The following is a 19,808-nucleotide window of genomic DNA, read 5'->3' as shown; positions in this document are numbered from 1 at the left end:
GTGCCTCATGCGCCCCACCGCCCCCCGAGTCCGCCGCGCCTTCCTCCTGGCCCTTGCCCTCTGCGTGCCCGCGCTCCCGGGCTGCCGGGTGGACTGTGGTTTCGAGCCCCACTGCGAGGGCAACACCGTCTGGGAGTGCGAGATCGGAATCGATCAGCTCGTCGGCTCCGGCAGCCCCCAGGTGTACCCGTGCCTGGAGCCCGCGCCCGTCTGCGTGGAGCGCCGCGAGGGCCTGCCCGTCTCCTCCGACGACCACTTCTTCTGCGCCCGCGAGCCCCTCACGGAATGTGACCCGTCCCTCGCTCCCTCGTGCGAGGGCACGCTGCTGGTCTCCTGCCGCGGGGGCTACGTCACCGCCTACGACTGCACCAACGTCTCCGGCACCGGCCGCTGCGGACGCCGCACTCCCGATGGGTTCGTGCAGTGCCTCTGACCTTCCTGGAGCCCTCCATGTCCTCGTTCCGTCGGGTATGCCTCGCTGCCCTGGTGGCCCTCCTGGGCCCTGGCTGTTTCTCCAATCCGTGCGAGACCCGTTACCGCTGCGTGGGCGGCAGCCAGTACGAGTCGTGCAACGTCGGCTCGGACTACGAGGCCCATCGCACGCAGCTCCAGTGCAAGGCGCCGAACCCCGCCTGCGTACAGACGGACGAGGACTCCGTGCTGTGCGTGTACACACCGGCCACCGCGTGCGATGCCTCGTTCGTGGACCGCTGCGAGGGCACCCGGCGCGTCTACTGCGACGAGCTCCTCGGCTGGGTGCAGGCCGTGGACTGCGTGTCCCTGGGCAGCACCGGCTGTCACGTGGACGCGGCCCTTGGCAAAGCTGTGTGTGATTAGCAAGAAATCCACGCCTGCCTGCTCTCCGCGCTGGCTCGACGCGGTGTGTTGATTGGGTGACAAAGTTGATGGATGCTGCCGGCCCATCCAGCACGACTGCTCGTCGTGAGCAGCTGGCTGGATAAGGAGTCAAAGACTCACACGCGGCCGCAATCCCTCTCGTTGATCAGGGCCCTGGTCCTGATTTGGCGCAACGTGAGAGCCGCGTCTCGAAACACCCCTGGCCTCATCCTCCGGCCGCCTGTGGCGGTCCGGTTCCACCCTTCGTTTGCCGTTCATTTCCCGGAGCGTTCCGAAATGAAGAAGACCCTCCTGTTGGCCGAAGCCCTGATCGTCCTCGCTGGTGCTGGCTGTGGATATCCCGATGACGGGACGTCCAACGAGCTGCCCGAGACCTGGGGCGTCGAGTCCGATGCGCTGACCACGCAGAACTGCGTGCCCCTCACGGCGCTCTCGGTGCTGGCCTCCGGCAATGACGGCAACCTCCCGGAGAACACGAAGGATGATCTGCTCGGCACGCGCTGGAGCAACCTCGGCAAGGGCTCGTGGATCGACTACGACCTGGGCTCGGTGAATACCCTCACGGGCGCGGCCATCGCGTGGCACCAGGGCGACCTGCGCGCCAGCAACTTCGCCCTCTCCGTCTCCTCGGACGGCCTGAGCTACACGCCGGTCTACTCCGGCAGGAGCAGCGGCACGACCACGGCGGCGGAGACGTACGCCTTCACCCCCGTCAGCGCGCGCCGCCTGCGCATCACCGTCAATGGCAACACCCTCAACGACTGGGCCAGCATCGCCGAGGCCCGCGTGTGCGGCTCGTCCTCGACGGGCACCGGCACCGGCACGGGTACCGGCGTGGTGTGGCGCGGCGACTTCGAGACGGGGAACATCGGCCAGTGGAGCGGCAAGCAGATGGTCAGCGCGGACCGGCTGCAGGTGGTGTCCTCGCCGACGCGCCAGGGCAGCTATGCCCTCAAGGTCACCGTGAAGCAGGGTGACAACCCCATCAGCGCGAGCGGCAACCGCAACGAGCTGGTGAAGATGACGAACGAGAAGGAAGGCGACGAGTACTTCTATCGCTGGAACACGATGTTCGCCTCGGACTTCCCGAGCGCCGCCACCTGGCAGCTCTTTACCCAGTGGCACCAGAGCGGGGACAGCGGCTCGCCGCCGGTGGAGTTCTACGTCAACGGAGAGACCATCTACCTGCGCGTGCAGGGCAGCACCGTGGTGTGGACCACCAGGCTGGTGCGCGCCCAGTGGCAGGACTTCATCTTCCACGTGAAGTGGTCGTCCAAGTCGAGCGTCGGCTTCGTCGAGCTGTACCACAACGGCCAGCTCGTCCTGCCCAAGCGCTACGTGGCGACGATGTACTCGGGGCAGACCAACTACCTGAAGGTGGGCCTGTACCGGAACAGCACCATCGCCCCCACGGGCGTGGTGTACCACGACGGGTGGATCCAGGGCCGGAGCCTGCAGGACGTGCAGTAGCCCCGGCCCGGGCGGGGGTGGCGGCTACGGCCCCCCCGCGCGGTGACCCCTGCGGGTCCTCCGGAGCGAGGCGTCCGCCCACCTGGCGGGCGCGCGGACGCTCGCTGACCCGGAGTGCGTCAGCTGCCGAGCTGCTTCTTCAGGGAGCCATCCTCCAGGGCCTTCTGGGTGTCGTTGAAGCCGCCGATGAGCGTGCCGCGCACGTAGACCTGGGGGAAGGTGGGCCAGCCGCTCCACATCTTGATGGCGAGGCGCTGCTTCCACATGCCGAAGTAGCTGCCGTACTCGAGGTAGGTGAACTGGACGCCGGCCTTGGTGAGGGCCTCGCGCACCCGCTTGACGAAGGGGTTCTGCGCCATGCCCACCACGACCACGGGGTCGCGCTCGACGGCGGAGCGCACCTGGTCGACGACGTCACGGTGGAAGTTGGCCGCGGCCTCGGCCACGGCGGGGGAACGCTTGTCCTCGGAGAGGATGGAACGGGGGGTTGTCATGAGGCGGACAACCTAGCGAGCCCCTGCTCGCGGTCGCAATCCAAATCGCGGTGTCAGGCATTGGTGGCGCCCGCGTCTCTTTTCGCCGGAGGGGCGGTGCCCAGGCCGGTCACGGCGACGCCGAGCGCGATGAACCCCAAGCATCCCTCCATGCCGGTTCATCTGGCGCGCTCGTCCGTGCTGGCCTGGTCACCGCCCCGATTTCCCCCCGTGTCGCCTGCTTGCTGCCCATACGGGACTCTCCCGCCTGGGAGCTTTTCCGGGGAGGGCACACACTCCGGGTCCGGGTGGTGTAAAACACGGTGTCGATGGAGCTCTCCCCCGTCAGGACCCACCTCTCCTCGCCTCCTTCCTTCGACGCGACCGCGCTCGTGTCCGAGGAGGTCCGCGTCTTCCTCCAGGAGCGGCTCGAGCTGCTCTACCGGGCCCTGTTCTTCCTGACCTCGGCCTTCTACGTCTTCACCACCCTGGCGGCGATCCTCCTGGTGGATGTGCCGTGGACCCATGCCCTGGTGGACCCCGCCTATTCCTTCCATCTGATCGGCGCGCTGATGTCGCTGGTGCTCTGGCTCGTGTGCCGGAGCTCGCCCCGCTCGCTGCGCACCCTGTCCTGGCTGGACGGCGCGGGGCTCCTGGGCGTGCTCTTCCTGCTCAAGCTGGATGCGTACTTCGACGCGGATCCGCTGTCGCTCCTGCTCGCCACCAATGGCGCGCTCATCTCGCACGCCGTCATCGTCCCCGGCTCCGTGCGCAGGACGTTCGTGATCTCCCTGCTCGGCGCCCTGCCGGATGGGGCCGTCATCGCCATGATGGGCATGCGGCACTCCGGCTCGGCCGTGCCCACGCTCGATGCCGTGCTGTGGAGCGGTGTCGCCGTCACCATGGCCACCCTCGTCTCCCAGGTCATCTACGGCCTGCGCAAGCAGGTGCAGGCGGCCCGGAAGCTGGGCCAGTACACGCTCATCAAACCGCTCGGCGCCGGAGCCATGGGCGAGGTGTACCTGGCCAGCCATGCCCTGCTGCGCCGCCGCACCGCCATCAAGCTGCTGCGCGCCGATGTGGACGGCCACGGCATGGAGCGCTTCGAGCGCGAGGTGCAGCTCACCAGCCAGCTCACCCATCCCAACACCATCGCCATCTACGACTACGGCCGCACCGCCGATGGGCTCTTCTATTACGTGATGGAGTACCTGGAGGGGCTCGACCTGGACGGGCTGATCTCCCTCTCCGGGCCCCAGCCTCCCGCGCGCGTCATCCACATCCTGCGCCAGGTGTGCGGCGCGCTGGAGGAGGCGCATGGGATGGGGTTGCTCCACCGCGACATCAAACCGGCCAACCTGTTCCTGTGCCGGCGCCGCGGCATGCCGGACCTGGTGAAGGTGCTCGACTTCGGCCTGGTGAAGGAGGTGGGCAGCTCCGACGAGGTGTCCCCGCAACGGGTGCACATGGTCGTCGGCACGCCGCTCTACATGGCCCCCGAGGCCATCATCTCCCCGGGGCGCGTGGATGGCCGCTCGGATTTGTACTCGCTGGGCGCGGTGGGCTACGCGCTGCTCACCGGGTGCCACGTCTTCGAGGGCCGCACCTCGGTGGAGATCTGCTCGCACCACCTGCACACGCCGCCTCCCGCGCCGGGCGCGCGGCTGGGCCGGGAGCTGCCTCGCGACCTGTGCGACGTGCTGATGCGCTGCCTGGCGAAGCATCCCGAGGACCGGTACGCCACGGCCCAGGCGCTGCGCGCGGCGCTGGATGCCTGTGCGGACGCGGGCAGGTGGAGGGACGTGGACGCCGAGCTCTGGTGGGAGGCCAACGGCTCCGTGGTGGAGGTGCAGCGGCCCCGGAAGGAGCCCTCGGCCCTCACCGGGACGCAGACGTTGGTGACGGAGTTGATCGACCGCGTGGCCTGAGCCAGGAACGAGGCACCTTCCGGCCGAGTTTCGTCCCGACTGGTCCGACCATCGGACCAGTTGCGGGAAAATCGCGCCGGGAGCCTCCCCCCGACGCGACGTGCCCCGGAGGGCGTAGCGCGCCGTGACGGCAGTGCAAGCGGAGTGAGGGCCGGAACCGTCCGGGTCCTTGCCTCACCGCTCAGCAGGCAGGGGCCAGGGCGGGGGTGTGCCCCTTGTGGGCCGCATGGCCTCCCAGCGGCCCTTCGGGAGGGGCGAATCACAAGGCCGCGCCCGGGCTCAGTCCAGAGGAGGACCCCCCACCGTCTGGAGCAGCCCCTCCGCGCCTGAGCCTCCCGGGCCTGCTCCGAGGAGTCATTCATGCATCAGGAAGCCGTGCCCGTTGATCCCCATGAGACGCTGTACCTGCCCATGCGGCGCCGCTTCAGGAGCGAGTACGAGACCACCCCCGAGGGTACCCGGGAGCTGCACCTCTTCTTCGGCATCCGGGAGCTCTCGTTCGATGAGCCGGAGCTGTTCTCCTTCGGCGAGACGCTGATCAAACAGGACCACTTCATGGCGGGCAGCGCCACCACCTGGAGCTCGGGCGAGCCCTATCCCTGGGAGCGCGTGAGGGAGCTGCTCGAGACCCTGTTGACCGAGGACATCCTCTCGCGCGAGCCCCCGCGGCCTCCTCCCGCCGAGAGTGAGCAGCATCGGAGATTCCTGGAGGCCGAGGCCCGGCGGAAGGCGCCCACCGAGCCCCTGTGGTGGAACCCGGACTGCCCGAGGGTCATGGAGCGTTTGACGGGGCGGCCGCTGGAGCTGGGTTTCCTCGAGGCGGTGATCCCACTGCATCGCCTCGCACACCCGGCGCTCGACGCGGAGGGACGCCACGTCGGGGAGATGAACGTCTTCCCGGAGGCCATGCGCATGAAGCTTCCGACGGAGTGGCGCCCGTGCCCCTACCCGGGCAGCCGTTATCGGGACGATGCGATGATGAACGTGACGGCGCTCCGGTCGATGACGCGGCACTGGAAGCCCGTGTTGCAGGGGACGCTCGCGGTTCGCGAGGAGTTCCTGCGCCGTCATTGCCTGCTCCCGGATGGGAGCTGGCGGGTCGGGGATCTCCAGGCCATGGGCTGCTCCGTGCTGGCCCTGCCGACCCTGTTGCTGATGCGGGGCCACGAGCCCGTCCCCAACGGTGCGCTGGATCCCGTGCTGTCCTCCATGTTCCGGGTGACGGACGGCGTGCGGATGGTGATGTCCTCCCTGCTCACCGATCCGGAGCAGGGGATGACGTACGACTCGCCCATGACGGCGGCCGAGGTGCACGGCATCGCGGAACGGACCAACCTGCTCCTGTTGACCCGGGGTGTTTGCGCCGGTCCTCCGCATCTGATCGAGGAGTTCCTGGCGACGCTGCTGGAGGGCAGGCCCGTGGCGGGTGCTCCCGGGCCCGCGGAGTGGGAGGCCGAAATCCCCGCGGCGGTGGATTACGGGCTGCTGGGGCTCCAGCTCTATGTCCTCCAGTTCAACCTGTGGAGCCGCATGGCCCACGTCTACCAGGTGATGCGCGGGGCGCTGCTCGAGGTGGAGGATGAGCCGGGGGGCGTCCTGGACCGGCTGCGCGCCCATGTCGAGCGCGACTGGGAGCTCCTCGTGGAGCTTGGCTTTCATGTGCCCGAGTACCGGGACTGGCTCGAGGCCCGCCGTGCCGAGATCTACGAGCACGCTCAGCGAGGCGTGAGGGGTTTCCGGGAGGAGGAGCTGCGTCTCATGCGGGACGCCTTCACCCCTGTGGGGGACGAGGTGGATGCGAAGGCCCGCCCGCGGCTCCGGGAGCTGATCCGCTCGAGCGCGGGCTCGTCCTCGGGAGCCCGGAGGGACGCGCTCGATACGGTGGCGGATGCCGTCGCGGAGCTCCTGGCCATCGAGCGCTCAGTGCTTGGCGCCATCGAAACCGTTCAGCGCCAGGTCAATGCGTTGCTCCAGCGCCCCCACCCGGCCCGGAGGTTCTCCGGCGCGGATCTCGCGCTCCATCATGTGGTGCGCGCCGGCATCATCCGCAATCTGCCCTATCTGCTCGACGTGCTCCGCGAGGAGCTGGGAATCACCGTGGAAAACACGGTGGAGATGACTCGGATTGGAATCACGAACGCCTGACCCGCACTCATTCTGGGTGAACGCAGTACAAAACCAGGAGCAGACACATGAAGGTCAAGACGAACGTTCGTGGTGGTCGCAGCTGCAATCCGCCCCGGTACTACGTGTAGAAGCCCCTGGCAGGGCACGTGGTGGACCCGAGCCGCCAGCGGACAGTTCATCGTCCGCTGGCGGCTGTGTCTCGTCCCGCCGCTCAGCGCTCCTCGAGGAACTCCTTCCACTTCGCGAGGAAGTCGCGCGGCGTCTCCAGGTTGGGCGAATGGCCCACGCCCTTCATCACCAGGTGGCGCGCTCCGAGGAGGCTGGCGCACCGCTGGCCCATCTCCACGGTGGAGAGCATGTCCTTCTCGCCGCTCACCACCAGCGAGGGAATGCCGTGCAGGGCCTCGAGGCGCTCGCCGGGGGCCCAGTCCACGAGCGCCTGGATCGTGGCGAGCGAGGCCTCGCGGCGCTGCTGGTGGCCCTCGTCGAGCAGTTGCTGCCACAGCGCATCGTCCGGGGCGCCCGGGGCCATGCCGCGCAGGGCGCCGGCGTAATAGTCGCGGCTGTCATGGACGGAGAGCTGGTGCGACGGGAGGTTGTAGGCCGCGGGCATGCCATCCACCCAGGCCGGTGCCAGCAGGGCGAGGGTGTGCACGCGCTCGGGGTGGTCGAGCGCGAGCTGCATCGCGATGGCACTGCCGAGCGAATGGCCGAGCAGGTGCGCCCGGATGATGCCCAGGGAGTCCAGTAGGCCGAGGAGGTCCTCGGCGAGCGTGGGCATGGCCTGGGGGAGGGCGGGGCCCTGCGTCTTCCCGCGGCCGCGCACGTCGTACGCGATGGCGCGCAGGCCCGGGGGCAGCAGCTCCAGGGTCGGCTGCCACCACAGGCTCGTGGTCCAGTTGCCATGAATGAGGATCGCGGGCGTTCCCTGGCCGCGCTCCCGGTAGTGCACCTCGAGCTCTCCAACGCGCTGCATGGGCATGGTGGGGGTCCTTTCTCTTGGGGGGACGCTATCCCAAAGAAAGACGAAGGGCCCGCCCCGCCGTGCTGCTGGCGGAGGGCGGGCCCTCGGGTGTTGCTCGTGGCGCGGTGGCGCGCTTCAGGCGCTCACAGCTCCTCGAGGAACTCGTCGTTGTAGGTGTACCGGCTGAGCCGCTTCACCAGCGCCTCCATGGCTTCCACCGGCTTCACCGAGAAGAGCATCTGGCGCATCTTCTTCACCTTCTCGTACTCCTTGTGGGTGAAGAGCTTCTCCTCCTTGCGCGTGCCCGACTGGCCGATGTTGATGGCCGGGAAGATGCGCTTCTCCGCCAGGAACCGGTCCAGCGTCACCTCGGAGTTACCGGTGCCCTTGAACTCCTCGAAGATGACCTCGTCCATGCGGCTGCCCGTGTCGATGAGCGCCGTGCCCACGATGGTGAGGCTGCCGGCCTCCTCGGTGGCTCGCGCCGCGCCGAAGATGCGCTTGGGCCGCTCCAGCGCGCGGCTGTCCACGCCGCCCGACAGCGTGCGTCCCGAGTTGTCCACTTCCTTGTTGTAGGCGCGCGCCAGCCGGGTGATGGAGTCCAGGAGGATGACCACGTCCTTGCCGCTCTCCACCAGCCGGCGGGCGCGCTCCAGCGCCAGCTCGGCGATCTTGAGGTGGTCGCCCGTGGGCCGGTCCGAGCTCGAGGCCAGCACCTCGGCCTTGATGCTGCGGCGCATGTCCGTCACTTCCTCGGGGCGCTCGTCGATGAGCAGCACCATGAGGTGGACTTCCGGGTGGTTGGCCACCACCGCCTGCGCAATGCGCTGGAGCATGATGGTCTTGCCCGTCTTGGGCGGCGCCACGATGAGCGCGCGCTGGCCCTTGCCGATGGGGGCAATCAGGTCCAACACCCGCGTCACCAGCTCGCGGTGGCCGTTCTCCAGTTTGATCCGCTCCACGGGGTCCACGGACGTGAGGTCCGCGAAGTGGGGCAGGCGGCCCATCTGCTCGAGCGAGAGGCCGTCCGCCTGCTCCACGCGCTGGATGATGCCCTTCTGGCCCTTCATCTGCGCCAGGGCGTTGAGGTACTGGCCGGGGCGCAGCCGGAGCTTCTGCACCAGGTTCTTCGGAATCTCCGCGTCATCCGGCGAGGGCAGCAGGTTGCGCTTGAGCTGGCGCAGGAAGGCGTTGGGGCCCTTGGCCTCGGTGTCGAGCACGCCCTCCACCGGGGCCAGCGAGGGCTGCGGGGCCTCGCGCTGCTGCCGCTGCTGCCCGCCCTGGTGCGCGTGCGGATGCCCACCGCCCGGGTGCTGTGGCTGTTGCTGAGGCTGTGGCTGTGGTTGCTGCTGGGCCTGACGCTGCTGGTGCTGCTGCAGCTCCTGCGGCGTGAGGAACACCTGCTGCTGCTGGCCGTCCGGACCGGGCACCAGGCGGTAGGCCTGTCCCTCGGGGGTGAAGTGCACCTGTGCGCCCCGGCGGCGGCGGCGGCGGCGGCGGCGGCGGCCTCCACCCTGTCCAGGGGCTCCCGCGGGCTGTCCCGGCGCGGCGCCTTCGCCGTCGTCGGGGCCCTCGTCGCCCTCGTCATCGCCTTCGTCCAGGTCCGGCGGCGACTCGGCGCGCGCGGCCATGGGGGAGGGGAGGTCTCGGGGATCGCGATTATCGGTTTCGCTCATGTGTCTACGGGATTCGGCGCGTCCCCTGGGAGGGGTTCCCCGGCGGGAGGCGCACGAGGTTCAGCGGTCTGTGGGACAGAAGCCCGCCGCGGGGTCCTCGGGAAGGCCGCTCTATGGGCGAGCCCCCCGCCGACCGAACCGCCGGCTCCTGGAGCGTCCCGGTGGCCCCTGAGGCCAACCGGAAAGCGCCTGACAACTTTAACAGAGGACACGCCGGAAGCCTGGAGAATTTCGTCTTCCGGTGTCCTCCCCTTGACTCAGCGGACACTCAGCGTGAAGGGCTGAACGGCCTTCAGGCCCGGCTCCAGCATCCACGCGGACTCCAGGCCGGATTCGCGGACGAGCGCCTTCAGGCCCGGGGGAAGCTCCGGCTGCACGGTGAGCAGCCCGGCGTCCACCCCCGGCTCTCCGCCCATCGAGGAGAACAGGCCGCGCGGCTCGCCATACACGGAGAACTCCAGCTCTTCCTGGGGGGGCACCCCGGCCCGCTTGCGCGCCGCCGCGAGGGCGTCCGTGAACCCGCCCAGCGAATCCACCAGCCCGCGCTCCTTCGCCGCCGCGCCCGCCCACACCCGCCCGCGCGCCACGCTGTCCACCTTCGCCTTGTCCAGCTTCCGCGACGCGGCCACCTGGGTGATGAATTCGTCGTAGGACGCGTCCACCCAGGCCTGCACCGTCTTCTGCTCCGCCTCCGTCCAGGGCTTCCACATGTTGAGCAGGTTGGCCATGGGCTCTCGGGTGATGACCTCCTGGTTCACCCCCAGCTTGTCGCCGAGCAGGCCGCGCAGCGCGGGCTTGATGTAGAAGACGCCGATGCTGCCCGTGATGGTGGTGGGCGAGGCCCAGACCTCGTCGGCGCCCATGGCCGCGTAGTAGCCGCCCGAGGCCGCCACGTCCCCCATGGAGGCGATGACGGGCTTGTGCTTCTTGGCCTCCAGCACGGCGCGGTACATCAGCTCCGAGGCCAGCACGTCGCCTCCGCCCGAGTCCACCCGCACCACGATGGCCACCACGGAGGGGTCGTTCTGCGCCCGCTCCAGGGCGAGCGCCACCGTCTCGGCGCCTGCCACGGCCTCGCCTCCGAGCGGCGACTTGCGGCTCTTGCCCCCGGCGATGTTGCCCATCACCGGCACCACGGCGATGCGGCGGCGCCCGGTCCAGCGCGCCTCCCGCTCGTCGTGCGGCGCGTAGTACGGATCATAGCCCGCCCCGGGGGCCAGGGCCTTGAGCTTGGCGTCCAGCTCCTCGGGCACGAGCACCCCGTCCACCAGCCCCAGCTTCTGCGCCTGGGTGGAGGTGAGGATGCCCGCGCTCCACGCCTCGCGCAGCCGCTCGGGGGTGATGCGGCGCGCCTTCGTCACCGCCTCGATGTCGTAGGCCGTCTGCGCGTCCAGGTAGGCCTCGACCGTCTCGCGCTGCGCGGGGCTCAGGTCGTGGCGGGTGAGCTGCTCGGGGGCCGTCTTGTACTGGCCCACGCGCGCCACGTCCCAGGTGACGCCCAGCTTCTCCATCGTCCCGCCCAGGTACGTGACGGTCTCCGACAGGCCGTTGACGAGCAGCGAGGACGAGGGCAGCGCGTACACCTCGTCCGCCGCCGAGGCCACGAAGTAGCCCCGGTCGTCCACGTTGTAGAGCACCGCCATCACCCGCTTGCCGGCCGAGCGCATGCGCAGGAGGGCCAGGCGCAGCTCGTCCGCCTTGGCCCAGTCCACGCCCGGCAGGTCCGACACCTTCAGCAGCACGCCCTTGAGGCGCGGATCCTTCGTGGCGTCGTCCAGCCACCGCAGCAGCCGCAGGTACGGGTCGGACCCGGAGACGCCGAGCAGCGACGCGCCGAGCCCCCCGCGCTCCACCAGCCGGTCATCCAAATCCAACAGCGCCACCGAGCCGCCGCCGAGCCGCAGGCCCGGGTACTTCTGCCCGGAGAGGCGCACCGCCAGGACGTGGTCCGACCCGCCGCCCTCGGCGCCGCCACCCGCGTAGGTGAGGCCGAAGTGGGAGCTGTCCAACGTGACGGAGAACTGCAGCGCCAGGGCGCTGTCGGCACCGAGCCCATGCGACAGGCCCGCGCCCAGGCCGAGGCCGGGCACCACGGTGCCGAGCACCGTGTACGTGAGGCGCCCCTCGTCCCAGTGGCCCTCGGTGGCGAGGTAGTCCGCCGCCAGGGTGAGGCGCTCGCCGAAGGGGCGCACGCCCACGGCGAGGTTGTAGCCGCGGGTCAGGGTGAAGGCCCCCGAGTGGGGCTGGTTCACGTCCCGCACCACCGCGCCCACCGAGAGGTAGCGCGAGGGGCGCAGGGTGAGGCCCAGGTCGTAGCCGGAGAGCCTGTCCAGGTCCCCATCGTCCGAGGACAGGTTGTGGTAGCCGACACCCAGCGACAGCCTCCCCGAGCCGAGCGCCAGCCCGAGCGACGTCTTGCGGTAGTCCGGCAACCCCTGCCCGCGCATCCACTCCATGCTGAAGCCGGCGCCCAGGCCGAAGGGCAGCGAGGCGCCCAGGAAGAGCCCGTCGCCCACCTGGTCTCGCGCGAGGTTGCGCTCGTGCAGGTAGAAGAGCTGGCCGGGGCCGATGAAGCGCAGGCCGGCGGGGTTGACGGAGAGGGCGGTGGCCTCGTCCACCAGCGCGGCCGAGGTGGGGGGCAGCGTCACCCCCCGAGGCGGCGTGGCGGGCTGGACGATGAGCCCTGTCTGGGCGAGCGCGAGGCCGGGGAGCAGCAGCAGCAGTGGGAGGGCACGCATATGGGCCCTCCGACTCTAGGCGTCACCTTCCGGCGTACAAGCGCCGCGCGTCACCAATCTTCGGTACCGTTCACTCCGTCCAGCGGATCTCCCTTTTTGGACTTCTTCTCCTGGGTGCGCCGCTTGCCGCCCTGATCCTCGCCGTTCCACTCGTCCATGCCGTGGGAGTTCTCCAGCGGATCCGACGACTTCACCTTCTTCTCCGCGCCACCATCGGCATTGTTCAGCAGGTGATTGACCAGGCGGCCCATCTCCGACTTGAGCTGGCCGAACTCGTCGCCCTGGAGCACCACGCGCTTGACGCCCAGCCGCTTGCCGCTGCCCATGTCGTAGAAGCCGAGCACCAGCTCGGTGGTGTTGCTGTCCGGCAGGTCGCGCACCGTGCCCACCAGGCCGCGCTCCAGTCCGAGCGCCTTGCCCAGGCTGGCCACCGCGGGGCTGCTGGCGAGGTTGGCGCGCATCACCTCGGAGGCCACGGTGTCCAGCCGGGCGTCGAAGGCCTTGTAGTCGTCGGTGGGCTGCAGCGCGGTGCTCGCCTCCGCGTCCTCGGGGCTCACCTCGAGCACCTGTCCGTAGACGCGGAAGCCGGGGCGCTCCAGGCGCAGCAGGTGCTTGCCCACGGGCAGCGTCGGCACCGTCACCGGGGTATAGCCCTTGAACTCGTTGTCGATGTAGACGCGCGCGCCGGCCGGGCGGCTCTTCACCGTGGCCCCGCCGCGCAGCGCCGCGTTGACGCCCGTGGCCACCTGCAGCTTCAGCGCGATGAAGTCGCGGCTGTAGCGCTTGGTGTCCAGCTCGAAGGTGGGGTTGAGCGCCAGCAAGTCGAGCAGCGCCAGCTTCGCCTCCTCCGTGTCTCCGCGCTGGAGCATCAGCGCGGCGTAGAGGGCGGTGGCGTCGCACAGCGGGTTGCACGAGGCCGTCATCGCGGCGGGGGCCTTCGCCAGCTCCTTGAGCGTGGCGCGAATCTTGAGCTCGGCGTCCTCGTAGTTCTTCTTCTCGAAGGAGGAGAGGCTCTCCTCGAAGCCCTGCTTGCCGCGCTTGAGCGCGACGAGGGCCTCGTCATCCGCTGGCAGGCCGAAGATGTCCTCGGCCTTGCGCAGCGTGTAGCCCTGGTACTGGACCAGGGTCTCGTTCATGTAGCTCTCCATCTTGGGACCGCTGGCCTCGGCCGTGGGATCCATGGGCACGAGGAGTGCGCCGATCCGCCGGGGCCCGGAGGGCGGGGCCGCCAGCGCGAGGGCGGGGAGCAGGAGGAGCGCGAGGGCTTTCATGGCCCGACAGGCTACCAATCGCGCCCCATCTCCCGCCAGAGGCGCCAGGGGGCGGTTCCGGGAGCGCCCGGAGCCTCGCCCCCTGGCCGGGTGCTACACGTCCAGCTCGTCCACCTCGTTGGCGCTCTCCATGATGAACTTGAAGCGCGCGCTCACGTCCCGGCCCATCAGGTCATTGATGACCTGATCCGTCAGCAGCGGGTTGTCGATGGTGACCTGCAGGCTCTGGCGCAGCTTGGGGTCGAGCGTGGTTTCCTTCAGCTCGTCCGGCGTCATCTCGCCCAGACCCTTGAAGCGCATGACGCTGGGCTTGGCGTTGCCCTTGACCTTCTCGCGGATGATGCGGTCGCGGTGGACCTCGTCGAGCGCCCAGTACGTCTCCTTGCCGATGTCCACCCGGAAGAGGGGCGGCTGGGCGAGGTAGATGTGGCCCTGCTCGATGAGCGGGCGCAGGTGCCGGTAGAAGAAGGTGAGCAGCAGCGTGGCGATGTGGTTGCCGTCGCTGTCGGCGTCCATCATCAGGAAGACGCGGCCGTAGCGCAGCTTGGTGATGTCGAAGTCGGTGCCGATGCCGCAGCCCAGGGCGCTGACGATGTCCGTGAGCTCCTTGTTGCCCACCACCTTGTCGGTGGAGGCCTGCTCGGCGTTGAGCACCTTGCCGCGCAGCGGCAACACCGCCTGGGTGCGCCGGTCCCGGCCCTGCTTGGCGGAACCACCTGCCGAGTCACCCTCGACGAGGAAGAGCTCGCTCGTGAGGGGGTCCGTGGAGGAGCAGTCCGCCAGCTTGCCCGGCAGGTTGAGCCGGTGGCTGACGGCCGTCTTGCGGCTGATGGCCTGGGAGGCGGCGCGGCTGGCCTCGCGGGCGCGGGCGGCCAGGACGATGCGGGCCACCACCGACTCGGCGATGGACTTGTTGTCGTTGAGCCACTTCTCCAGCGCGGGCCGGATGACGCCGTCCACCTGGGCACTCGTCTCCGGGTTGTTGAGGCGCCCCTTCGTCTGGCCCTGGAACTGCGGCTCCACCACGTACGTGGAGAGGATGGCCGTCATGCCCTCGCGGATGTCCTCCGCGGTGAGCGTGACGCCCTTGAAGGTGAGGTCGTGCGTCTCGATGTAGTTGCGCACCGCCTTCACCACCGCGCTGCGCAGGCCGGCCTCGTGCGTGCCGCCCAGGGGCGTGGGGATGCCGTTGACGTACGAGCGGATGTGCTCGTCCGTGGCCTCCGTCCACACCAGCGCGGCCTCCAGGCGCACCCCGTTGTCACGCGCGTGGTAGAAGACGGCCGTGCTGCCCGAGGGCACCACCGGCTTGCCGCGCTCGCCCACCACCCTGGTGAGGTACTCGGCGATGCCGCCGTCGTGCTTGAACTCCTCCTTCACGTGCGGGTGGGCCGTCTCGTCCTTCCAGATGACGGTCATGCCCTTGTGGAGGTAGCTCTTCGCCTCGAGCCGCTCGCGGATGAGCTTCGCGTCGAACTTCAGCTTCTCGCCGAAGATCTCCGGATCCGGCTCGAACGTCGTGGACGTGCCGGTGCCGCGCGCGGGCCCTTCCACCTTGAGTGTGCTGGTGGGCTTGCCCTTGCTGTACGTCTGCACGTGGCGCTTGCCGTCGCGCTTGATCTCCACGACGAGCTTGCGCGTGAGCGCGTTCACCACGGAGCTGCCCACGCCGTGCAGACCGCCCGAGTGGACGTAGTTGCCCTGCTCGAACTTACCGCCCGCGTGCAGCGTGGTGAGGATGATCTCCACCGCCGGCTTCTTGAACTTGGGCATGATGTCGATGGGGATGCCTCGCCCATCGTCCACCACCGTCACGGTGCGGCCGTCCTTGTGGAGAACGACTTCCACGGTGGAGGCGTAGCCGTTGATGACCTCGTCCACCGAGTTGTCGAGGATCTCCCACAGCAGGTGGTGATAGCCCGTGCCGTCGGTGCCGCCGATGTACATCGCCGGGCGCTTGCGGACGGGCTCCAGGCCCTCGAGGACCTGGATGTCCGCGCCGGTATAGGTCGTCTTCTTGGTCGTCGTCGCCATGACAGGCTACTCCTTCTTCTGCTCCGGCAGCGGGATGTACAGAGGCGCGCGCTGCACCTCCTTCACCACGTCCTTGCGCGACATCTCGTGGCCCTTGCCGCCGCGGCCCGTCACCCCGTAACGCGCCGGGTGCAGGGTGAGCTTGCGGCCCTTCTGCGTCTCGAAGGTGATGCCCGCCTCCTTGTTGCTCGGGTAGGTGACGAGGAAGTCCACCACCCGGTCCCCGTCCTCCACCTTCATGACGCTCACGCCCTTGCCCGGGCCGGCCAGCTCGTTGATCTCCGCCACCTTGCACACCAGGGCCGCGGTGCGCTCGGTGAGCACGGCCACCAGGTCCTTGTCCTCCACCGGCTGCACGCCGACGATCTCATCGCCCTCGCCCGTCTTCGCGTAGCGGCGGCCGGCGCGGGTGGAGATCTCCAGGTGCGGGGCGAGCGGGAAGCGCATGCCGTGGCCCTGTTTGGTGATGCCCAGCAGCTTCTCGGGGCGCAGCAGGCGGCCGTCGAGCGACATGGCGCCGACAATCCGCTCGCCGTCGTCGAACTTGAAGAGCTTCTGCACCGGATCGCCGTAGCCCGTGGAGGCGGGTACGTCGTTGAAGCGCGTGACGTAGGCGGTGCCGAAGTTGCTGAAGAGCACCAGGTTCGCCTTGAGGCTGCCGGCGAGCACCGTCATCACCGCGTCGCCCTCGCGCAGGCGGGTGGAGGAGGGGTCCTTCACCTCGCGCACGCGCTTGACCCACCCGTCGCGGGTGATGACGACGTGGGCGTCCTCGTCGGCGATGAGGGCCTCGGCGTCGAACGTCATCTCCTCGGCGCCGCCGCGGCTCACCTTGCTGCGGCGCTTGCCCAGGCCGTAGGCGGCCTTCACCTCGGCCAGCTCGTCCTTCACCGTGCCCCACAGGCGCGTGTTGCTCTTGAGCAGCGTCTCCAGCTCCTTGATCTTCTTGCGCTTCTCCTTGAGCTCCTCCTGGACCACCAGGATCTCCAGGCGGGCCAGCTTGTAGAGCTTCATCTCCAGGATGGCGTCGACCTGGATCTCATCCAGCTTGAAGCGGGCGATCAGCTTCTTGGCGGCGTCCGCCTTGCCCTCGGAGGCGCGGATGATGCGGATCATCTCGTCCAGGGCGTCGTAGACCTTCTCGAAGCCCTCGAGGATGTGGACGCGCTTCTTCAGCTCGTCGAGCTGGTACTGGATGCGCCGCTTGATGACCTCCAGGCGGAAGTCCAGGAAGTACTGGAGGATCTCCTTGAGCCCCAGGCGCTTGGGGGTGCCGACCTCGGGATTCTCCGGGTTGGGCACGAGGCAGGTGAGGTTGACGTTGAAGTTCGTCTGGAGGGGCGTGTTCTTGTAGAGGTACGCCATGGCCAGCTCGTGGCTGGCGTCCTTCTTGAGCTCCAGCACGATGCGCACGTCCTTGGTGGACTCATCGCGCACGTCCACGATGAGCGGCAGCTTGCGCTCGCGGACGATCTCCCCGAACTTGGCCACCAGCGTGGACTTGTTGACCGTGTAGGGGATGGAGGTGATGACGATCTGCTGGCCGCCGCGCTTGAGCTCCTCGAGCTCGTACTCGCCGCGCAGGCGCACGCTGCCCTGGCCGGACTCGTAGATGTCCTGCAGCTCCTTCTGGGAGTTGAGGATCTCTCCGCCGGTGGGGAAGTCCGGGCCCTTGACCCACTTGAGCAGCTGCTTGACGGTGAGGTTGGAGTCCTCGATGAGGGCGGAGAGGGCGTCGCACAGCTCGCCCAGGTGGTGGGGCGGGATGTTGGTGGCCATGCCCACGGCGATGCCCGTGGTGCCGTTCATCAGCAGGTGCGGGACGCGGGCGGGCAGGACGATGGGCTCGGTGCGCGTGCCGTCGTAGTTGGGCCGGTAGTCGACCGTCTTCTGGCTCAGCTCGTTGAGCAGCTCGTCGGAGAGCTTCTCCAGGCGGCACTCGGTGTAACGGTAGGCGGCGGCGGCGTCGCCATCGAGCGAGCCGAAGTTGCCGTGGCCGTCCACGAGCGGGTAGCGCAGGGAGAAGTCCTGCGCCATGCGCACCAGGGCGTCGTAGATGGCGGTGTCGCCGTGCGGGTGGTAGGGGCCCATGATGGCGCCGACGACCTGGGCGCACTTCTTGTACTTGGCGTCGTGCGTGAGGTTCAGGTCGTTCCACATGCCGTAGAGGATGCGGCGCTGAACGGGCTTGAGGCCGTCGCGCACGTCCGGCAGGGCGCGCGCGGTGATGACGGACAGGGCGTAGTTGAGGTAGCGCCGGCGGGCCTCGTCGGCGAGAGGGGCGGGCGTGGAACCCCCGCCGCCACCACCCGCGGCCGCGGCACCATCACCGCCGCCACCCGGGGGCCCCTGCTTCTTCCGCGACTTGTTTTCCGCTTGTGCGAGCATGCTCATGTGTTCAGGTCAGGAGGTTCCGTATCCCAATGGAACGCGGGGCGCGGCTCGCGCACTCCGTGCCCGGGCCAGCAAGTGATGAACCGGCGGGACTACCACGGCCATCCGTCAAAGGGAACAAATTCGAGGGGTTGCAACGCCTCGGGGGTGGGGTAGCTATACACATGTTCAGTGATTGGGGCCACGAAAAGCCATGAAACGAGGCCTCGGAAGTGGGGGCTGCGCGCTTGCCTGCCTGGGTTGGGACCGGGACGGCCGGTGGGAGCAGGGGCGCACGGGGGGTGGGTCATGGGCCCGGGGGGAGGGCCATGAACGCATCCTGCCTCAGGGGTCTGACACGACCTGTGGAGTCCATTGAGCTGCCAGGACCTGGGGCAACCAGGGGAGCGTGTGTCTACTTGCTCTCCGAGCCGACGCGCTGGCCGCCCTCGCGCGCCTTCCCCCACGTGCCCCGGCGGAAGAGCATCACCTTGCTGTTGCTCGCACTCCCGCTGAGCAGGCCGGGGACGGTGCCCTGGAGCGCCTTGGCGCCGGGCGGGTGGTAGATGACGCGCACCTTGCGGCCCGAGGGCAGGTCGTTGCCCGCGTCGATGAGCAGGTAGACGGTGTTGCCCTCGATGTGGATGCGGTCGGAGTCGCGCCGGTGGTCCAGGTCGGTGACGAGCTCGCCCTCGTCCACGGTGCGCGTCGAGTCCGTCAGCCGCCGCACCTTCACGCGCAGGTAGTGGTCCGCGCTCGAGTCATTGATGTCCCGGGCGCCCTGGATGATGAGGACCAGGTCCGCGCCGTTCTCGGCGGCCTTGCCGGGGAGCTTGAGGCCCGACAGGGCGCTGGCGTCCGTGTCGAGCAGCACGGTGGCGTTCGCACAGCGGTTGCCGCACTCCTGACCGAAGGGGGGTTTCTGGAAGCGCAGCCGCAGGGCGTAGTCGCTGCCCTGGGGGCCCACCACCGCCTCGACCACCACGGGGCGCTCCTCGTCCATGCCGGGCTTGTAGTGGAGGGTGGGCCGGTCCTTGGCCAGGGCACTCGTGGCGAGCAGGGAGAGGGCCAGGGAGAGCAGCGGTGTCCTCAAGCGGGGGGCTCCTCGGGCGGGGGAAGGATCCACATTCAAATGCGAAGCGGTGTTCCATCTCAAGAGCGTGCCCCCTCATCCGAGTGTGGCACGTAGAGTGGGCCCGGACACCATGGGGCTCGAGCCCGCCCCGGAGGATGCCAATGGAAGCGCTGTACGTGCGCCAGTTGAAGCTCGGGTCGATGGACAACTTCGTGTACCTGGTGGGCCCGAAGGACTCGGACGAGGTGCTGGTGGTGGACCCGGCGTGGGACGTGCCCGCCATCGAGGCGGCCCTCGTCCAGGATGGCAAGCGCCTGGTGGGCGCCTTCGTCTCGCACTGCCACGGGGACCACATCAACGGCCTGCCGGAGCTGCTGAAGGCGCATGACGTGCCGGTGTACGCCCAGCGCGCCGAGGTGGACTTCTCCTCCAACCTGCGCGAGCTGGCCTCTGGCGCACTGCGTCCAATGGGGCCGGGCGACGTGCTCACGGTGGGCGGGCGGAGCTTCCAGGCGCTGCACACCCCGGGGCACACGCCGGGCTCGCACTGCCTGCTGGCGCAGGACGCGCTGGTGTCGGGCGATACCGTGTTCATCAATGGCTGCGGCCGGTGCGACATGCCGGGGGGAGACCCGGAGGCCATGTACCGCTCGCTGTCCCAGGTGCTGCTGAAGGTGCCGGACAGCACGCGGCTCTTCCCGGGGCACGACTACGCGAACGTGCCGGTGGCGCCCATGGCGGACGTGCGCCACGACAACCCGTACTTCGCCTTCCCGGACGTGGCCTCGTTCGTGGCCTACCGGATGCGCCCGCGGCGTTGA

At 69.1% G+C, this 19,808-nt stretch carries 14 protein-coding genes; 6 read left to right on the top strand and 8 right to left on the bottom strand.

Features of this window, described 5'->3' with window-relative positions:
- Nucleotides 1-7: 7 nt before the first annotated feature.
- The 3 genes from ACJ8AN_RS22020 (at nucleotide 8) to ACJ8AN_RS22010 (ending at nucleotide 2,328) form a co-directional block, all read left to right on the top strand.
- On the top strand, nucleotides 8-433 hold the full coding sequence (locus tag ACJ8AN_RS22020; protein ID WP_407757386.1) for a hypothetical protein: 426 nt from the start codon (nucleotides 8-10) through the stop codon (nucleotides 431-433).
- 17 nt (nucleotides 434-450) lie between these two features.
- Nucleotides 451-837 (top strand): hypothetical protein, encoded by a 387-nt coding sequence (locus ACJ8AN_RS22015; RefSeq protein WP_407757385.1) that lies wholly within the window; start codon nucleotides 451-453, stop codon nucleotides 835-837.
- Between the two features lie 297 nt (nucleotides 838-1,134).
- Nucleotides 1,135-2,328, top strand: coding sequence for a heparin lyase I family protein (locus ACJ8AN_RS22010; protein ID WP_407757384.1), 1,194 nt, complete (start codon nucleotides 1,135-1,137; stop codon nucleotides 2,326-2,328).
- 119 nt (nucleotides 2,329-2,447) lie between these two features.
- Here the strand turns inward: ACJ8AN_RS22010 and ACJ8AN_RS22005 are convergent, their stop codons facing one another.
- Nucleotides 2,448-2,822, bottom strand: coding sequence for a glutaredoxin domain-containing protein (locus ACJ8AN_RS22005; protein WP_407757383.1), 375 nt, complete (start codon nucleotides 2,820-2,822; stop codon nucleotides 2,448-2,450).
- A 308-nt stretch (nucleotides 2,823-3,130) separates the two neighbouring features.
- Here ACJ8AN_RS22005 and ACJ8AN_RS22000 point away from each other — a divergent pair, with 308 nt between their 5' ends.
- Together ACJ8AN_RS22000 and ACJ8AN_RS21995 are read left to right on the top strand one after the other, a co-directional pair.
- On the top strand, nucleotides 3,131-4,729 hold the full coding sequence (locus ACJ8AN_RS22000) for a serine/threonine-protein kinase (protein ID WP_407757382.1): 1,599 nt from the start codon (nucleotides 3,131-3,133) through the stop codon (nucleotides 4,727-4,729).
- 360 nt (nucleotides 4,730-5,089) lie between these two features.
- Nucleotides 5,090-6,874: a hypothetical protein gene (locus tag ACJ8AN_RS21995; protein ID WP_407757381.1), complete on the top strand. Its 1,785-nt coding sequence runs from the start codon at nucleotides 5,090-5,092 to the stop codon at nucleotides 6,872-6,874.
- A 193-nt stretch (nucleotides 6,875-7,067) separates the two neighbouring features.
- Here the strand turns inward: ACJ8AN_RS21995 and ACJ8AN_RS21990 are convergent, their stop codons facing one another.
- From ACJ8AN_RS21990 to ACJ8AN_RS21960, 7 genes are all read right to left on the bottom strand, one after another.
- Nucleotides 7,068-7,838 (bottom strand): alpha/beta fold hydrolase, encoded by a 771-nt coding sequence (locus ACJ8AN_RS21990; protein WP_407757380.1) that lies wholly within the window; start codon nucleotides 7,836-7,838, stop codon nucleotides 7,068-7,070.
- A gap of 125 nt (nucleotides 7,839-7,963) precedes the next feature.
- A complete protein-coding gene (rho, locus tag ACJ8AN_RS21985; RefSeq protein WP_407757379.1) occupies nucleotides 7,964-9,496 on the bottom strand; it encodes a transcription termination factor Rho in 1,533 nt (510 codons plus the stop codon).
- 257 nt (nucleotides 9,497-9,753) lie between these two features.
- Nucleotides 9,754-12,234 carry a signal peptide peptidase SppA gene (sppA, locus tag ACJ8AN_RS21980; protein ID WP_407757378.1) on the bottom strand — a complete coding sequence of 827 codons (2,481 nt, stop codon included), beginning with the start codon at nucleotides 12,232-12,234 and terminating at the stop codon, nucleotides 9,754-9,756.
- A gap of 50 nt (nucleotides 12,235-12,284) precedes the next feature.
- Nucleotides 12,285-13,505 (bottom strand): PEGA domain-containing protein, encoded by a 1,221-nt coding sequence (locus ACJ8AN_RS21975; RefSeq protein ID WP_407757377.1) that lies wholly within the window; start codon nucleotides 13,503-13,505, stop codon nucleotides 12,285-12,287.
- 93 nt (nucleotides 13,506-13,598) lie between these two features.
- Nucleotides 13,599-15,539, bottom strand: coding sequence for a type IIA DNA topoisomerase subunit B (locus ACJ8AN_RS21970; RefSeq protein WP_407757376.1), 1,941 nt, complete (start codon nucleotides 15,537-15,539; stop codon nucleotides 13,599-13,601).
- A 6-nt stretch (nucleotides 15,540-15,545) separates the two neighbouring features.
- Nucleotides 15,546-17,927 (bottom strand): DNA topoisomerase (ATP-hydrolyzing) subunit A, encoded by a 2,382-nt coding sequence (locus ACJ8AN_RS21965; protein WP_407757375.1) that lies wholly within the window; start codon nucleotides 17,925-17,927, stop codon nucleotides 15,546-15,548.
- A 400-nt stretch (nucleotides 17,928-18,327) separates the two neighbouring features.
- Complete coding sequence (locus ACJ8AN_RS21960; RefSeq protein WP_407757374.1) at nucleotides 18,328-19,005, bottom strand: hypothetical protein; 678 nt, start codon at nucleotides 19,003-19,005, stop codon at nucleotides 18,328-18,330.
- Nucleotides 19,006-19,148: 143 nt separating this feature from the next.
- On the opposite strand from ACJ8AN_RS21960, the gene ACJ8AN_RS21955 reads away from it, so the two are divergent.
- Nucleotides 19,149-19,808 carry an MBL fold metallo-hydrolase gene (locus ACJ8AN_RS21955; protein ID WP_407757373.1) on the top strand — a complete coding sequence of 220 codons (660 nt, stop codon included), beginning with the start codon at nucleotides 19,149-19,151 and terminating at the stop codon, nucleotides 19,806-19,808.

Origin of the sequence: Archangium sp., from assembly GCF_045802675.1 — a bacterium.
Lineage (GTDB): Bacteria > Myxococcota > Myxococcia > Myxococcales > Myxococcaceae > Archangium.
The sequence above is the reverse complement of the archived record's forward strand: the minus strand, read 5'-3'. Positions and strand labels throughout refer to the sequence as shown.